We start from the raw sequence: 16,178 nt of genomic DNA, 5'->3' as shown, positions 1-16,178 counted from the left end.
ATGCCGGGCGGCTTTTGTATTAGGAGAATTGCTTATGCGTATGTATGATATCATCGCCAAAAAGCGGGACGGCGGTACGCTGAACCGTGAGGAACTGGCGTTTGCCGTAAACGGTTATGTGGCGGGCGACGTGCCCGATTACCAGATGTCCGCACTGCTGATGGCCATCTATCTGCGCGGCATGACCGACGCCGAGACTGCCGAGTTGACCGATGTCATGGCACATTCCGGCGATATGGTAGATCTTTCCGCCATTGCGGGCATCAAGGCGGACAAACATTCCACCGGCGGTGTGGGCGACAAGACCACCCTGGTCATCACCCCCATCGTGGCCGCTTGCGGCGTAAAAATCGCCAAGATGAGCGGACGCGGGCTGGGCCATACCGGCGGCACCATTGACAAGATGGAGGCGGTTCCCGGCACCCGCACCAGCCTGAGCCAGGAGGAATTTTTCAGGCAGGTCAATGACATCGGTATTTCCGTCATCGGCCAGAGTGGGCAAATCGCTGTGGCCGACAAAAAAATCTACGCCCTGCGTGATGTTACCGCCACCGTCGGCTGCATTCCGCTGATTGCCTCCTCCATCATGTCCAAAAAGCTGGCTGCCGGTTCGGACGCCATTTTGCTGGACGTCACAATGGGCGACGGCGCTTTTATGAAGGATCTGGACAGCGCCCTGGAGCTGGCACGGCTGATGGTCTCCATCGGCACCGCCCATGGGCGCAAGGTAGCTGCGCTTATCACCGACATGGACAAGCCCCTGGGCCAAAACATCGGCAACTCTCTGGAGGTCGCCGAAAGTATGGCTGTCCTGCAGGGCCATGGCCCCGCTGACCTGACCGAGGTCTGCCTGCAGCTTGCAAGCAACATGCTGGTTTTGGCCGGCAAGGGTGACATGGCCGCCTGCCGTGCCACGGCGGAAAGCGTTATTGCGGACGGTTCCGCCTTTGAAAAATGCTGCCAAATGTTTGCCGCGCAGGGCGGCGATGTCAGCGTACTGCGCGACGCTGACAAATTTCAAAAGGCCAAATACAGCTTTGCACTGACCGCCCCCAAGGACGGCTATATCTACAAAAACGATGTCGAGAAAATCGGCAATGCCAGCGTGCTGCTGGGTGCCGGGCGCATCAAAAAAGAGGATACCATCGACTTTGCCGCCGGCATCACGATGCGCAAAAAGCTGGGCGATTTCGTAAAAGCAGGGGAGAGCATCTGCACCTTTTACGCCGATGACGAATCCCTGTTTGCCCCAGCCGAGGAAATGTACCGCAGCGGGCTTATCATCCGCGACGAAAAGCCTGCCGTGCCGCCGCTGGTCTACGCCCGCGTGACCGCTGACGGCGTGGAGACCTTCTGAAAAACCGCGTAAAATGAAGCAGCCCCTGACCGAAAACGGTCAGGGGCTGGTTTATTATGCCGTCAGCACTGGCGCATCAGGCGGATATAAAACTCTACGGCGCGGCCGATCGTTTCTACGCGGATGCGCTCGTTGTTGCCGTGGATGGTAGCGCGTTCCTCCGCGGAAAGATCCATCGCCGAGAAGCGGTAGACATGGTTGCTGATACGTCCGTAATGGCGGCTGTCAGAGCACTGCACCATCAGATAGGGCGACACCAGGCAGCCTTTCCAGGTTGCGGCCACCGCGCCCGCCACCTTGTCCCATGCGGGGCAGTTGGTTTCGCTGATGGGGCTGGGGTTCATGCCTTCCAGATTGACCATCTCAACGGACGCGTCGTTGACCGTCTGCTTTAAGTAGTCCAGGGCAGTTTCCATCGTATCCTGCGGGTTCAGGCGAAGGTTGCTGATCATCTTTGCCTCGGAGGGGATAACATTGCGTCCGGCGCTGCCCTTAGCCTGGGTAAAGGCCACCGTGGTGCGCATCAGGGCGTTCAGCTCGCCGCCGCTTTTGCGGCAGATGGAATCCAGCACACCGCCAAACAGCCAAAGGTTGGCAAAGATCATGCGGTAGGTAAAGTTGGAGTAGCGGCCCAGCGTGTCAAACATTTCCGCCACGGGCTTGGTCAGATGTGCCGCAAAAGGATTCGACTCGATCTTGGTGCAGGCCTCACTCAACGCCACCAGCGGGCTGTGCGGCTTGGGGGCGCTGGCATGACCGCCGCCGGATTTGACCGTGTACTCGACGTTCATCATGCCCTTTTCGGCAATGCCGATCAGGCCGCAGGGCTGCTTGACGCCGGGGAACACATCCTGCACAACGGCGCCGCCCTCGTCCACGACCAGCGCGGGGGTGATGCCGTGGGCTTCAAACCAATCCACAATATGCACCGCACCTAGGCCGTTGACCTCCTCGCCGCCGCTGAACGCGAAATAAATGTCCTGTTCGGGTTGGTAGCCCTGCGCCAGCAGGTGATCGGCTGCCGTCAGCACACCGTTAAAGGTGACTTTGGTATCCAGCGCGCCGCGTCCCCAGACCACGCCGTCCTCCAGAATTGCCTCAAAGGGGGGCTTGCTCCAACCGGCCTCGTCCACGGGCACCACATCGTAGTGCGCCATCAGCACGCTCGGCTCGCTGTGCTGTTTGCCCTCCCAGGTAAACAGCAGCCCGCGGTCGGGCAGACGCTCGAACTTGCAGGTTTCAAAGACGTGCGGGTATAGCTCTGGCAGCTTGTCGATGAGCTTTTGGAACTCCGCGTCATCTTCCAGCTGCGGGTCGGTGTTGGACACCGTCTTGAAGCGAATCAGGGTGCGCAGGTTTTCCACCGCCTTGTCGCGGTCAAAGACCTCCTCGCCCTCGGGAATTTGCGGGGCCGGGCCGGGCTTGAAACGCGCCGTACGCACCAGCACCTCAGCCACCAGCACGACCGGAATCAACAAAAGCAACCACAGATATGACATTGTATAGTACCTCCTTGGCTTACAGCAAGCCTTTTTTATACAGTACACGCGCCACGCCCAGGCTGAACAAGACGCCTACCGGCACCATGACACCCACAGTGGAGGCGTTCAACGCCGGGACAAAGATGAACAACACCAGCATCAGCAGCAGGGGAGCCAGCGCCAGCTTAAAGTTCTTGGACACAAACACCACCGCCAAACCGCCGAACAACGCGGGTAAAATCTGGGTGAAGGCAGGCTCCAGCACAGGGCTGGACAGCAGCGGTGTCAGGGGAATGATCAGCACAACGCCCGCCAGGATGATCAGTGTCGTCACAATGCTGGACACCGCAATGGCAATGGTGGAGATGATCTCGCCCTCCTCGCTGTTGGCCTTGACCCCGGCGCGCTCCATGGCGTCCAGGGCGCAGGGCAGTTTCAGGTTGGAGATGTTGCCCGTAACAAACGAAAGATAGGTGCCGCCCGCGCCCAGCATAGGCACATAGGTAAAAATTTCCACAATGCCCACCGCCCAATACATCGGGCCGATGGCCAAAAAGCCCTTGGCAAACGCCGCCCAGTCCGGCGTGGTGTGGAAAATCACCGATACGACAACAGGGTACGCCACAATCAGCGCCAGCAGCGTAAGCCCCCAGATGCGCCCCCAGCGGTGAACACTCTCGATATAGGTTTCTTTCTTTTGCAGTTCTGTCTTTTCCATTTTGCGCACCCCTTTCAGCTCAGCCAGCTCGTCAGCGGGATGGATGCCGCCATACCGCACAGCATACTGATGGGCAGGGCGTAGTCCTGAATCCAGCGTTTTTTGGTGCGCATAGCCGCCACACCGCAGATAACCATGACCACCGCCGAGGTCAGCATGACAAATACAGGGATAAGCCCCGTGTAATCGCCGTGCACTGCGCCCAGCACATCGCTGAACACATACCCCAGAAACGCGCTGATCATGCCCAGGAACATTGCATTGTTGAAAATATCGGCCCATTTGCGATCCTTGGCCCCGATTTTCGTCAGGCCTCCCTGGATGCGCTTGGTCGTCAGCGGCACCAGCAGCAAGCCAATCATAATACCAACCGTCATGACCGCCGCCACCGTGACATACGCCGTCGCCGTGGGAATGGGGGTATTGGTGTCCAGCCCCAGCTCGGTCAGGGAGGTTCCGGCAGCCACCGTCTCATACGTCAGCGAACCAACCACCGAGAGCCGCAGCCACGGCAGCGCAATGCCAAGGCTCTTGCTCAGCGAGATAACCCCCACCAGAATCGCCACAGCCGGTGCTACGGTAAACACCGCTGCCGCCGAAATGGTCTTGCGAATCGTCTGCTTGGGCATCCCCAGCTCCTTGGCGCGCGCCACGGCCCGCCACAGGAAAAACACCGACTGCGCCAGCACAAACAAAATTATGATGGCAACCAGCACAAACAAAATCGGCGCATTTACATCAAACGCCATACATACCCCACCTTTTTCTTTTGGAATCAACGCTTTGCATTTTCAAAGCCTTAGTGCCAGTTTAACACTTTGTTCAAACAAATGCAAGGAAAAGTTTTTATACGGTGAACATTTGTTTCTAGGCTGTGTGCAGTCTGCGGACACGGAAACCGCAACTTCCCGCAAGAAATCCCTGAGTTTTGCTTGCCCGATGCTGTGTTTTGAGATATAATAGATGTAAGTAATCTTTTATAGGAGGCATGTATGCCCAAGGACAAGCTAAAAACCGTTTATGTCTGCAACCAGTGCGGCGAGACCAGCCCCCGCTGGCTGGGGCGCTGTCCGTCGTGCGGGGCATGGAACACCATGACCGAGGATGTCGTAGCCGAGCCTGCCAAAACCGCCGGCGGCAAGTCGGCCGCCGCAGTGCGTGTGCCCGGTCAGACAAGCCTTGTGCCTCAAACGCTGCGCAGCATCAGCACCACCGAGGAAAAAAGCCGCATCGTCACCGGCATCGGAGAGCTGGATCGTGTACTGGGCGGCGGCATCGTCATCGGCAGTGTGATTTTGATCGGCGGCGAGCCGGGTATCGGCAAGTCTACGATTCTTTTGCAGCTTTGCGGCGAGGTAAGCCGCACCAAAAAGGTCTTGTACGTCACCGGCGAAGAATCTGCCCGCCAAATCAAGCTGCGGGCCGTGCGGCTGGATGTACCGCAGGACAACATTTCTCTTGTGGCCGAAAGCGACGTGGACGAGATCTGCGGCCTGATCGAAAGCATGAAGCCCGACCTTGTGGTCATCGACTCCATTCAAACCATGCGCTGCACCGATATTTCTTCTTCCTCCGGTACGGTCAGCCAAGTTAAGGAGAGCACGGCCCGCTTTTTAAACGTCGCCAAAACATTGGAGATCCCCACCTTCATTGTAGGGCATGTCAACAAGGACGGTGCCATTGCCGGCCCCAAGGTCATGGAGCATATTGTGGACACCGTGCTGTATTTTGAGGGTGACAAAACCCTGCCGTACCGCGTGTTGCGCGCCGTTAAAAACCGTTACGGCTCCACCAATGAAATCGGCATGTTTGACATGACCGGACGCGGACTTGCCCAAATTGAAAACCCCAGCCAGGTCATGCTGGAGGGACGCCCCCTGGGCATCAGCGGCACCTGCGTTGCCTGCGTGATGGAGGGCACCCGCCCCGTGTTAAGCGAAGTGCAGGCGCTGGCCACCAAGACGAGCTTTCCCAGCCCCAAGCGCACGGCCAGCGGGTTTGACTACAACCGCATGTTCCTGCTGCTGGCTGTGTTGGAAAAGCGCGCCGGGTATGCCTTTTACACCCAGGACGTCTATGTCAACATCATCGGCGGCCTGAAATTGGACGAGACGGCCTGCGATCTGCCGGTCTGCCTTGCCATGGCCTCCAGCCTGCTGGACCTGCCCATCGGCGAAAAGACGCTGGCTATCGGAGAGGTCGGCCTTGGCGGCGAGGTGCGCAGCGTTACGCACTTGGAGACCCGCCTGCGCGAGGCACAGCGCGTAGGCTTTGACACCGCCATCGTGCCCAAGCACAACCTGAAAATGATCGACCCTGCGCAATTTCCCGGCTTAAAGCTGGTGGGGGTATCCTACCTGCGCGAAGCTGTGAACGCCATAAAATTAAAGTGAATCGAGGAATTTACACCATGCCCGAACTGAACGAACAAAAGAACCCCACCTTCAATCCCAAGGTAAAGGAAGCCATTGCCGCCCTGAAGGCTGAGAACACCCCCCAGAACCTGAATGTTGTTATCAACGAATTGGTTCGCTCGCCCTTGCTGGCCCCCGCCGTATTTGATTTGCAGGGTCAGCCCGCCCCCAAGCCCGGTCCCGATGGCCGCGTGCAGCTGCCCAAGAACACCAAGGTCAGCCTGGTCATGATCAACAGCCCCGAGGGCAAGCATTACTACCTTGCCTTCAGTGACTGGGAGGCCGTCCGCGCCTGGAAAGCCAAGCCCGGCCAGCAAATCATCGCCCTGTCCTTTGATGACTTCACCAACATGGCCGAAAAGAACAAGGACGCCGCAGGTCTTGTCATCAATCCGGGCGAATACAGCCTGCGCCTGGAAAGCCCGCTGCTGGTCTCTGTCAAGCAGCAGCGCGACGCCATGAAGGCACAGGCCAACGCGGCCCGGCAGGGTATGGCCGTAAAGCCGGGCGATAAAATCACGCTGGTTGAGCCGACTGTCTACCCGGACGCTCTGGTCGACCCCATCTGCGAAGTCCTGGCAGCGGCGCCCGGCGTCGGCTCTGCCTATCTGCAAATTATGATCGTCAACGAGTCCGCCCGCAGCTACCTGCTGGTTCTGGACGGCCCCAAGGACAACGACCTGTTTACCGCCGTGGCCAAGGCCGCACACCCGTACCTGATTGGGCGCGAGAAAAAGATGGACCTGCAGATCACCACCTCGGTCTCCGCACTGGGGCAGCAGGGTATGCGCGACAGCGAACCGTTCTACCGCAAGGGCATCGGCCGCGTTATTGAGGAGGATGATGACGAATGAAGCGCCTTTTGGACTGCACACCGTCCGATTTACAGCACTGCACCAAGCCCGAACTGCTGACCTCCATTGCCGCGTGTGAGGGCCGCGTGCTGGCTTGCGAGACCATTGGCATCACGCCGCCGCTGCTGGTCGATGTGACCAACGCCGAATACGCCGCCGCCTTGAGCGCCGATATCCTGCTGCTGAACATGTTTGACGTGCAGCACCCGGTCATCAACGCACTGCCCGCCGTGGACGAGGGGGAGACTGTGCGCGAAATCAAGCGCCTGACCGGGCGTGTTGTCGGCATCAATCTGGAGCCGGTAAACCCGCAGGCTGCCCAGTCCAACGACGGCACCCTCTGGCAGATGAGCCACGGCCGCCTTGCCACCGCAGAAAACGCCGTCCGCGCCGCAGAAATGGGCGTAGATATGGTTGTTTTGACAGGGAATCCCGGCAACGGCGTCAGCAATGACGCTATCACAGAATCCCTGCGCAGCATCCGAGCCGCCGTGGGTGACAAGCTGATTCTGGCCGCCGGCAAAATGCACGCCTCCGGCGTGATAGGGGAGGGCGGCGAAAATATTCTGACCCCCGATGACGTCAAGGCGTTTATCGACGCAGGGGCTGACATCGTTTTGCTGCCCGCCCCCGGCACCGTGCCCGGCATCACACAGGAATATGCACGGCGGCTGATTACCCAAATCCACGCTGCGGGCAAGCTGGCGCTGACCGCCATCGGCACCTCGCAGGAAGGCGCAGACACAGCAACGATCCGACAAATCGCACTGATGTGCAAGATGGCAGGCGCAGATATCCACCACATCGGCGACACCGGTGTGCCCGGCATGGCCCTGCCGCAGAACATTTTGGCGTACTCCATCGCCATTCGCGGCGAGCGCCACACCTACCACAAGATGGCGCAGTCTGTCAACCGCTGAAAAGAGGGTTCCTATGCCGTTTGACTATAAAAAGGAATACAAGGAATTTTATCTGCCCAAGGCTGTACCGCAGCTTGTAACGCTGCCGCCTATGCGGTACCTGGCTGTGCGCGGCAAGGGCGACCCCAATGAGGAGGGCGGAGCGTACCAGCGGGCAATCGGCCTTTTGTACGGTGTTGCCTACACCTTAAAGATGTGCCGCAAGGCAGGACATGAAATCGACGGTTATTTCGACTATGTCGTGCCGCCGTTGGAGGGTTTCTGGTATCAAGAGGGGGCAGACAACGTAGATTTTGCACACAAGGACGCATTTTGTTGGATCTCCGTCATCCGCGTGCCGGATTTTGTGACCCGCGCCGACTTTGACTGGGCCGTAGCGGAAGCCACCCGCAAGAAAAAGCTGGATTTTTCTGCCGTTGAATTTTTGACCGTGGACGAGGGGCTTTGCGTACAGATGCTGCATGTAGGCGCTTACGATGACGAACCGGCCAGTATAGCGCATATGGACGAGTTTCTTGCGCAAAACAACTGCGTCAATGATTTTTCTGCCGAGCGTATGCACCACGAAATTTATCTGAGCGACCCACGAAAAACATCGCCGGAAAAACGCAAGACCGTATTGCGGCATCCCGTCAAACGGGTGTAAGTTTTCCTGCGGCAGACTGTACGCGGTATTGGGCGCAAATTGCGTGGGGAAGCCCTGAAAATTCTCTATATGCTATTTCGCTAAATGAAAGTTTAGCGAAATGTAGGGATGTGTCTTGGGTGATTTCTTCCGACAAGGCTGTCACCTTGAAATAGTAAAACTGTGATACGGTGAAAAAACGATGAACAAAGATATGTGCGCAGCCTGTGACGATGGAATTTTGAATATTCGTGAAGGAGTTTTAACATAATGGCAAGAACCGAAACGGTTGAATTTACAAATATGTGCATGATCTGTGATGGCAGCCGAGTTGTTGTGATCGACCGGAAAAAACGGGACTGGCCGGGCATCACATTCCCCGGAGGTCATATAGAGCCGGGAGAATCCTTTACGGATGCCGTGATTCGTGAGGTGCTGGAGGAAACTGGACTGCATATCTGTTCTCCCCAGCTCTGCGGTATCAAAGACTGGTGTGAAAATCAGTGCAGGTTTGTTGTGCTGCTTTATAAGACAACTTGTTTTGATGGCGAATTACATTCCAGCTCCGAAGGTCGGGTTTGGTGGGAAGATATTGCCAATCTGCCTAATCTCAAGTTGTCTTTGGATATGCGTGATATGCTACGGGTTTTCAAAGAAGAAAATCTGAGCGAGTTCTTCTACTATCAAGAAAGCAGTGCATGGAAGTATGTCTTGAAATAGCAAAACGGTGATACGGTGAAAAAACGATGAACAAAGATATGTGCGTAGCCTGTGACGATGGAATTTTGAATATTCGTGTCGGTGCAATCATCATGAAAGATGGTAAGCTTTTGATGGTTGGCAATGACAGAGAGTATCTCTACTCCGTCGGCGGCAGAGTGAAATTCGGTGAAACCGCCGAAGAGGCTGTTATTCGTGAAGTGCTGGAAGAAACAGGTGTTCAGATGGAAATCGACCGCCTTGGCTTTGTGCATGAAAACTATTTCTATGGCGATGCGCCTACCAATCGGGACAAGCTGATTTATGAGATTTCGCTTTTCTTCTATATGAAAGTGCCTGATGCTTTTGCGCCGATCAGTGAATTCTTTATGGATGAAAACAGCAAAGAACACTTGGTGTGGATTTCGCTTGATGAGGGCAAGAAAATATATCCGGAATTTTTCAAGACTGAATTGAAGAATCCAACAGACACAGTAAAGTATTTCACTACAGACAAGCGATAAACCATCAGGGACAGGTTAGCATTTACACGAGGTTTACCTATGAGCACTTACATTGACGCCGTTCACCCGGAGCGTCACGCACCGTATCTGGATATTCCCAACGACGTTGTGGAATATCTGCATTATCTCGATTTTGTCAAGCTGCGCTCGCCGCGTACGATCAACGGCTACTATCTTGACCTGCGCGGATTCTTCCGCTTTATGATGATTACCTGGCAGCGTGTGCCCGACACCATTGACCCTGCCGAAATCGACTTGACGGGCATTTCCACCAAGGATATTGCCGAAATTGCCAAGCGGGACATCTTTGCGTACCTGGACCATGTGCGTGACGCCGACAACGGCTCCAAGGCGCGCGCACGCAAGCTGAGTGCGCTCAAAGGGTTTTTCAACTATATGTGTACGCAGGTCGGCAAGCTCAGCACCAACCCCACCGAGAGCATCAGTCTGGGCGCGCCCAAAAAGGCACTGCCCAAGTATCTGACAGCGGACGAAAGTATCAACTTGTTAAAAAATATACAAAGTGATTTTTACGAGCGCGATTTCTGCATAATTACGTTGTTTTTGAACTGCGGGATGCGTCTGACCGAGCTGGTGACCATCAATATGGGCGACTTTCGGGACGATACCATCCGCATCATCGGCAAGGGCAGCAAGGAACGGCTTGTCTACCTGACGCCTGCCTGCCTGGATGCGCTGGAGCATTACACGGCTGCCCGCGCTGCCCTGCCCAACCTGACGGACAAGCAGGCGCTGTTTGTCTCCAAGCGGACCGGCAAGCGGCTGACGGCGCGCCGTGTTGAGCAGATCGTTGCCCGCTGCCTGCAAAGCGCGGGCCTGAGCGGACGCGGGTTTTCGCCCCACAAGCTGCGCCATACTGCCGCCACACTGATGTACCAAGGCGGCGTGGATATGCTGGCTCTCAAGGAAATTCTGGGTCACGAGAGTGTTTCGACCACCCAGATCTACACCCACATCAACCGCCAACAGCTGCGCGCGGCCGTCAACGCCTCGCCGTTGGCACAGCGGGAATTTGAACCGTCACAGCAGGACTCCGGCAACAAAAACAGCGATGCCGCTGCCGACAGCACTGATTCCGACGCCTAACCCCACCGCCGACACAAACCGCAGCGCCAGACGCCGGGCATCTGCCTGCAGACGTCCCCTTGCCACACCGGCATCGAACACGCTCAGGTACAGTCCTGTGCACAAGCTGCCCGCAAACTCTGCCAGCCACAGGCAGACCGCCAGGGAGGCCAACTCCTGAAAGCTCAACAGGGCGCGGTACATCAGCAGCGCTTTCGTTCCCTCCTGCAGGTAGACCGCAGCGGCACAAAAGCCAAGCCAGACCCCCTGCCCTGCAAACAACAGGCAGAGCAGTCCCATGCCCACCGCGCAAAAACCCGCCGCAAAAACACATAGCAACAGCAAAAATGTGCCGGACAGCAGTGCCGCAAAAACGCCTTGCCGGCCGGTATAGCTTTCTGCCGAAAGGATATACCTTACCAGCTGCGCAGCGTACTCTCCCCCTTTGCTGCCCCACCAAATCCCCAGCGGGTAACCTGCCAGAAACGCTGCCGCACACAGCGGCCGGGCAACGCCCTGCTTACGGCGTGGGGCCGCATGTCCCGCTGCAGGGCGAGGCCTAGGTAAGGCAGGGGTAAGCCGACGGCTATTCCTGCTTGCGGTGCGCATCAGCGCCCGCCCTTCAGGGCTGTGGCTGCCCCGCCAAAGCAGCCGCCCAACAGCAATGCCAGCGGCAGCATGGCGTTTGCCCCCTGCCAGTGCACAGCACCGTCCTGCAGCCAGGCTGCCGCCGCCAGGCACAGCGCGTAAAAGATTCCCGCCCCCATGCCGCACAAAAGCGCCCGACGCTTCATTTTTTTGGCCAGCAGATAGCCTGATATTCCGGCCCCTGCTGCTGCCGCCAGACACCCCATAGGTCGTGCCGCTGCCAACGGGATAGGTGTTTTGGCCAGCAGCAGGGCAAACAACGCCAACAGTGCCAGGCAGCCCGCAGACCCGCCTAAAAGGCAGCCCACCAGACCCAGCACTGCCGCCTTGCCGTTTTGGGAAGTGTGCAGCGCTTGCATACGTTTTGTTTTTGCCATAAAAAAGCCTCCTTGCCTAGTCAACACTATGCAAGGAGGCTTTGTATTATGTGGGGTTTGCTTACTTCTTTACAGGGGCGGACTTGCTGTCCTTACCGGCATCCAGCTTTTCTACGCCGGAAATAGCAGAACGGCGGAAGCGAATCTTGGTTCGGTCGCTGCCGGTCTCAATCACCAGCGTATCATCCTTGTCGGAAATGGCGCAGACAATACCGACGATGCCGCCGATGGTAGTGACCTTATCGCCGATTTCGATGGAGTTGCGCATAGCTGCATCCTTTTTATCCTGACGTTTCTGGGGCAGGTAGACCAGAACGATCATAAAGACCAACAGGATGACAATGGGCAGAAAGCTGACGATCATTTCGGCAGTGCTGGCAGTACCGGTAGCAGACAAAAATTGAATCATGACAGATATTCTCCTTATAATTAAACGGTTTCTTCTATTATATCGAATCTTTTGCCGTTGTGCAAGTATTTCCCGCATTTTCTTGCAAAAGTTGAAGAAAATTTGCCGTGTTTTTCTCACACTGCGCAAAAACGCAAAAAACTTGCTGTAAGACAGCCTTTTCCCCGATTCCCCTCTTGCCTGCCCGTATGATTTGTAGTATACTATAAAGTGAGGAAAGTTGGTATTTTTTTGAATACTCAGGAGGTTATTTCTCATGCGTAAAACGAAAATTGTTTGTACTATGGGCCCTTCCACCGATAAGCCCGGCATTTTGCGTCAGCTGCTGGAAAACGGTATGAACGTCGCCCGTTTTAACTTCTCCCACGGTGACTACGAGGAGCACGCGGGCCGTTACCGTATGCTGCGTTCTCTGGCTCAGGAACTGGATCTGCCTGTGGCCGCCATGCTGGACACCAAAGGCCCCGAGATTCGTCTGGGCACCTTTGCCAACGGCACCGAAAAGCTGGTGGCCGGGCAGAAGTTCACCCTGACCTCCCGCGATGTAGAGGGCAGCAATGAAATCTGCTCCATCACCTATAAGGACCTGCCCCGCGACGTGCAGCCCGGTGGCCGCATCATGCTGGACGACGGCCTGATCGAACTGGCCATCGACGCCGTTGAGGGTACCGATATTGTCTGCACCGTCAAAAACGACGGCGTTATCAAAACCAAAAAGGGTGTAAATGTGCCCGGTGTTCACCTGTCCATGCCCTACATGAGCCAGCGTGACCGCAACGATATCCTGTTCGGCATTGAGCAGGGCTTTGATTTGATCTCTGCGAGCTTTACCCGCAATGCCCAGGATATTATGGAAATTCGCCACGTTCTGGACGACCATAATTGCAGCATGCGCATCATCGCCAAGATCGAGAACCAGGAGGGCATCGACAACATTGACGAGATCCTGACCGTTGCCGACGGCATCATGGTTGCCCGCGGCGACATGGGCGTTGAAATCGACTACGCCGAGATCCCCTCTATCCAGAAACATCTGATCGACCGCGCCATGAGCGCCGGCAAGATCTGCATCACCGCCACCCAGATGCTGGACTCCATGATCGTCAACCCCCGCCCCACCCGTGCGGAAATCACCGACGTTGCCAACGCCATCTATGACGGCACCGGCGCGGTTATGCTTTCCGGCGAGACCGCCGCAGGCAAGTACCCCGTTGAGGCCCTGAAGGCCATGGCCGCCATTGCCGAGACCACCGAGGCTGACTCCAACTTTGACAACCTCGTGCATCATGCCCGTTCGGAATCCACCCGTATGACCATCAGCGCCGCTGTGGGTCATGCAGCCTGCACCACTGCCGCCGACGTCGGTGCCTCTGCCATCATCACTGCCTCCAAGAGCGGCGAGACCGCCCGTTTGCTGAGCCGCTTCCGCCCCGACGTGCCCATCATTGCCTGTGTTCTGGACGAAAGCACCCGCCGCCAGATGAACGTCTACCGCGGCGTAGTCCCCCTGATGATCGGCTATGCCCATTCCACCGATGAACTGATCGAAATGTCCGTGGAGGCCGCCGAGAAAGCAGGCCTTGTTTCCTCCGGCGATATGGTAGTAGTCACCGCCGGTGTGCCCGTTGGCGTTTCCGGCACCACCAACATGATTAAGGTTCACATGGTAGGCAACTCCCTGCTGGCCGGTGTAGGCATCGGTCACCACAATGTCAAGGGCGAGGTCTGCGTCTGCCGCAACGCCGCCGAGGCCAACAAAAAATTCAAGCCCGGCCAGATTCTGGTCGTGCCCTTTACCACCAACGATGCCCTGCCCTTTATGAAACAGGCTGCCGGCATCATCACCGAGGAAGCCGGTGCCAACAGCCACTCTGCCATTGTGGGGCTGACCCTGGACAAGGCGGTCATCATCGGTGCCACCAACGCCACCCGCACCCTGCAGGACGGCATGTTGATTTCCATGGACTGCAGCCGCGGCGTTGTGCAGGCCATGGCCAAATAAGGAGCCTTTTTATGGAACGTATCGCCAGTTTCTGCGTGGATCACACTACCCTGCTGCCCGGCATGTATCTTTCGCGTCGGGACGGTGCCAACGGGGAGATCCTGACCTGGGACGTGCGCATGAAGCGCCCTAACCACGGCAGCTATCTCTCCCCTGCCTGCGCCCATACACTGGAGCACCTGTTTGCCACCTACGCCCGCAACAGCCGATTCAGCAAGGGCGTTGTATATGTCGGCCCCATGGGCTGCCTGACCGGGTTTTATCTGGTGACCACCGGGCTGACCCCCGCCGAAGCGCTGGAACTGACCCGCAATGCCTTCGCCTGGATGGCAGAGTATACCGGTGATATTCCCGGCGCCTCGGCTGTCGAGTGCGGCAACTACCTGATGCTGGACCCCATCGCCGCCCGCGCGGAGGCCGCCGCCATGGTTCCCGTGCTGAATGCACTGGACGCCGAGCATCTGCATTACTAATGCTCATATAGCCTGTACCCCGCATGATATGCGGGGTACTTTTTTGTTCCTATGTGCAAAACAGCCCCTGCGCTTTTGGCGCAGGGGCTGTGCTTATACAAATCTTATCAGATCAGGGCAGCGGTAATCAGGGCCATCTTGTAGACCTCCTCGGCGTTGCAGCCGCGGGACAGGTCATTGATGGGGGCATTCAGACCCTGCAGAATGGGGCCGTAAGCCTCATAACCGCCCAGACGCTGAGCGATCTTGTAGCCGATGTTGCCGGCATTGATGTTGGGGAAGATAAAGGTGTTGGCATAGCCGGCCACCTTGGAGCCGGGTGCCTTCAGCTGGCCGACCTCGGGGGCAACGGCAGCGTCAAACTGCAGCTCGCCGTCGACCTTCAGTTCGGGGTGAGCCTCCTGCACACGCAGGGTGGCATTGCGCATCTTGTCCACGGTTTCGCCCTTGCCGGAGCCCTTGGTGGAGTAGGACAGCAGCGCCACGCGGGGATCAATGCCAAACACCTCGGCGGTGTGGGCGGTCTCCACGGTGGACTCGACGATCTCGTCCTCGGTGGGGTCAATGTTGATGGCGCAGTCGCCCATGGCGATGCTCTCATTGCCGCGCATCAGGATAAAGCAGGAGCTGACGGACTTGATGCCGGGCTTGCACTTAATCAGCTGCAGCGCGGGGCGCACAGTGTCGGCGGTGGAGTAGGTTGCACCGCCCAGCAGGCAGTCAGCCTTGCCCATCTTGACCAGCATGGTGCCGAAGTAGTTGCCCTTGGACAGGGCAGCACGGCACTGCTCATCGGTCATCTTGCCCTTGCGCAGTTCTACCATCTTGGCGACCATCTCGTCAAAACCTTCATAGTTGGCAGGGTCCAGGATCTCTGCACCGTCAATGGCAAAGCCGCCCTCGGCAGCTGCCTTCTTGACTTCCTCCACATTGCCCAGCAGAATGACCTTCAGGGTCTTGCCTGCCACAAGGCGGCTGGCAGCGGACAGGATGCGGGCATCGGTGCCCTCGGTAAACACGATGGACTTGGGCTCTGCCTGCAGTTTCTTTTCGAAATTCTCAAAAATGGACATACTTTTTACCTCCATATATTCTGCGCAGAGACCCTGCGCTTCGCTTGCACTTCTATTATAGCACCGATTTTGCCCAATGCAAAGATTATAGAACATTTCAAAAAATTTCAGCAACAAATGTGCAACTTTGTGGCAGACGACAAAATATTTCGCAAAGTTAATAAAATATCAAGCCCTGATTGTTACGAATTTATCAACTTACACAAAGCCTGCCCCGCACTTTGTTTTGCAAAAAATATGCGATAAAGGGTCATTTCCCGGTTTCACACCGCATAGCGGCAGAAAAGCACCAGCTGCAGGGCAAGGATCGCGGGCATGCCCCACACAAAATACCGGTGGCGGGTCTTATGGCGAAAAATTTGCATTCCCAAAATTGCTCCCGCGCTGCCGCCCGCCAAGGCGGCGGCAAACAGGGCCTTTTCGGAGATACGCCAGCGTCCCCTGCGAGCGCGGTGCTTGTCAGCACCCATCATAACAAACGCTGCAGCGTTCATTGCAGCCAAGTAAATCCACAACAT

At 56.9% G+C, this 16,178-nt stretch carries 18 protein-coding genes; 10 read left to right on the top strand and 8 right to left on the bottom strand.

The features are described 5' to 3' along the window. Positions 1-34 precede the first annotated feature (34 nt). Complete coding sequence (locus tag Q0I19_RS04080) at positions 35-1,357, top strand: pyrimidine-nucleoside phosphorylase (protein WP_294758763.1); 1,323 nt, start codon at positions 35-37, stop codon at positions 1,355-1,357. A 62-nt stretch (positions 1,358-1,419) separates the two neighbouring features. On the opposite strand, the gene Q0I19_RS04075 is transcribed toward Q0I19_RS04080, so the two are convergent. The 3 genes from Q0I19_RS04075 to Q0I19_RS04065 are packed head-to-tail and all read right to left on the bottom strand — an operon-like array spanning position 1,420 to position 4,305. After that, positions 1,420-2,856 (bottom strand): M20/M25/M40 family metallo-hydrolase, encoded by a 1,437-nt coding sequence (locus Q0I19_RS04075; protein ID WP_294758765.1) that lies wholly within the window; start codon positions 2,854-2,856, stop codon positions 1,420-1,422. Positions 2,857-2,875: 19 nt separating this feature from the next. Then, positions 2,876-3,556 (bottom strand): hypothetical protein, encoded by a 681-nt coding sequence (locus Q0I19_RS04070; RefSeq protein ID WP_294758767.1) that lies wholly within the window; start codon positions 3,554-3,556, stop codon positions 2,876-2,878. Between the two features lie 14 nt (positions 3,557-3,570). Next, positions 3,571-4,305, bottom strand: coding sequence for a DUF5058 family protein (locus Q0I19_RS04065; protein ID WP_294758769.1), 735 nt, complete (start codon positions 4,303-4,305; stop codon positions 3,571-3,573). Between the two features lie 243 nt (positions 4,306-4,548). Between Q0I19_RS04065 and radA the strand changes: the two genes are divergently transcribed. The 7 genes from radA (at position 4,549) to Q0I19_RS04030 (ending at position 10,699) form a co-directional block, all read left to right on the top strand. Then, positions 4,549-5,949 (top strand): DNA repair protein RadA, encoded by a 1,401-nt coding sequence (gene radA, locus Q0I19_RS04060; RefSeq protein ID WP_294758770.1) that lies wholly within the window; start codon positions 4,549-4,551, stop codon positions 5,947-5,949. Positions 5,950-5,966: 17 nt separating this feature from the next. After that, on the top strand, positions 5,967-6,824 hold the full coding sequence (locus tag Q0I19_RS04055; protein WP_294758772.1) for an enhanced serine sensitivity protein SseB C-terminal domain-containing protein: 858 nt from the start codon (positions 5,967-5,969) through the stop codon (positions 6,822-6,824). Further along, positions 6,821-7,744, top strand: a complete 924-nt coding sequence (locus Q0I19_RS04050) for a haloacid dehalogenase-like hydrolase (RefSeq protein WP_294758774.1) — start codon at positions 6,821-6,823, stop codon at positions 7,742-7,744. The genes Q0I19_RS04055 and Q0I19_RS04050 overlap by 4 nt, the downstream gene beginning before the upstream one ends. A 13-nt stretch (positions 7,745-7,757) precedes the next feature. Then, positions 7,758-8,390, top strand: coding sequence for a GyrI-like domain-containing protein (locus Q0I19_RS04045; RefSeq protein ID WP_294758775.1), 633 nt, complete (start codon positions 7,758-7,760; stop codon positions 8,388-8,390). Between the two features lie 249 nt (positions 8,391-8,639). Further along, positions 8,640-9,089 (top strand): 8-oxo-dGTP diphosphatase, encoded by a 450-nt coding sequence (locus tag Q0I19_RS04040; protein WP_294758776.1) that lies wholly within the window; start codon positions 8,640-8,642, stop codon positions 9,087-9,089. Between the two features lie 26 nt (positions 9,090-9,115). Continuing rightward, a complete protein-coding gene (locus tag Q0I19_RS04035; RefSeq protein WP_294758777.1) occupies positions 9,116-9,592 on the top strand; it encodes an NUDIX domain-containing protein in 477 nt (158 codons plus the stop codon). 39 nt (positions 9,593-9,631) lie between these two features. Beyond that, on the top strand, positions 9,632-10,699 hold the full coding sequence (locus tag Q0I19_RS04030; RefSeq protein ID WP_294758779.1) for a tyrosine recombinase XerC: 1,068 nt from the start codon (positions 9,632-9,634) through the stop codon (positions 10,697-10,699). On the opposite strand, the gene Q0I19_RS04025 is transcribed toward Q0I19_RS04030, so the two are convergent. The 3 genes from Q0I19_RS04025 to yajC all read right to left on the bottom strand — a co-directional run bounded on the left by Q0I19_RS04025 (position 10,634) and on the right by yajC (position 12,112). Then, a complete protein-coding gene (locus tag Q0I19_RS04025; RefSeq protein WP_296023294.1) occupies positions 10,634-10,978 on the bottom strand; it encodes a hypothetical protein in 345 nt (114 codons plus the stop codon). The two genes, Q0I19_RS04030 and Q0I19_RS04025, sit on opposite strands and share 66 nt — an antisense overlap. Before the next feature lie 308 nt (positions 10,979-11,286). Next, positions 11,287-11,703, bottom strand: coding sequence for a TIGR04086 family membrane protein (locus tag Q0I19_RS04020; protein WP_294758783.1), 417 nt, complete (start codon positions 11,701-11,703; stop codon positions 11,287-11,289). Positions 11,704-11,764: 61 nt separating this feature from the next. After that, positions 11,765-12,112, bottom strand: coding sequence for a preprotein translocase subunit YajC (gene yajC, locus Q0I19_RS04015; protein WP_294758785.1), 348 nt, complete (start codon positions 12,110-12,112; stop codon positions 11,765-11,767). A gap of 256 nt (positions 12,113-12,368) precedes the next feature. Between yajC and pyk the strand changes: the two genes are divergently transcribed. Together pyk and Q0I19_RS04005 are read left to right on the top strand one after the other, a co-directional pair. Next, entirely contained in the window at positions 12,369-14,114 is a 1,746-nt protein-coding gene (gene pyk / locus Q0I19_RS04010) for a pyruvate kinase (protein ID WP_294758787.1), read from the top strand. Between the two features lie 11 nt (positions 14,115-14,125). Next, positions 14,126-14,587: an S-ribosylhomocysteine lyase gene (locus tag Q0I19_RS04005; RefSeq protein WP_294758789.1), complete on the top strand. Its 462-nt coding sequence runs from the start codon at positions 14,126-14,128 to the stop codon at positions 14,585-14,587. 107 nt (positions 14,588-14,694) lie between these two features. On the opposite strand, the gene pta is transcribed toward Q0I19_RS04005, so the two are convergent. Beyond that, positions 14,695-15,660, bottom strand: a complete 966-nt coding sequence (gene pta / locus Q0I19_RS04000; RefSeq protein ID WP_294758791.1) for a phosphate acetyltransferase — start codon at positions 15,658-15,660, stop codon at positions 14,695-14,697. Positions 15,661-15,923: 263 nt separating this feature from the next. Continuing rightward, positions 15,924-16,178 (bottom strand): DUF1294 domain-containing protein, encoded by a 255-nt coding sequence (locus Q0I19_RS03995; RefSeq protein ID WP_366012364.1) that lies wholly within the window; start codon positions 16,176-16,178, stop codon positions 15,924-15,926.

The organism is uncultured Gemmiger sp., assembly GCF_934561205.1.
GTDB lineage: Bacteria > Bacillota > Clostridia > Oscillospirales > Ruminococcaceae > Gemmiger.
The sequence above is the reverse complement of the archived record's forward strand: the minus strand, read 5'-3'. Positions and strand labels throughout refer to the sequence as shown.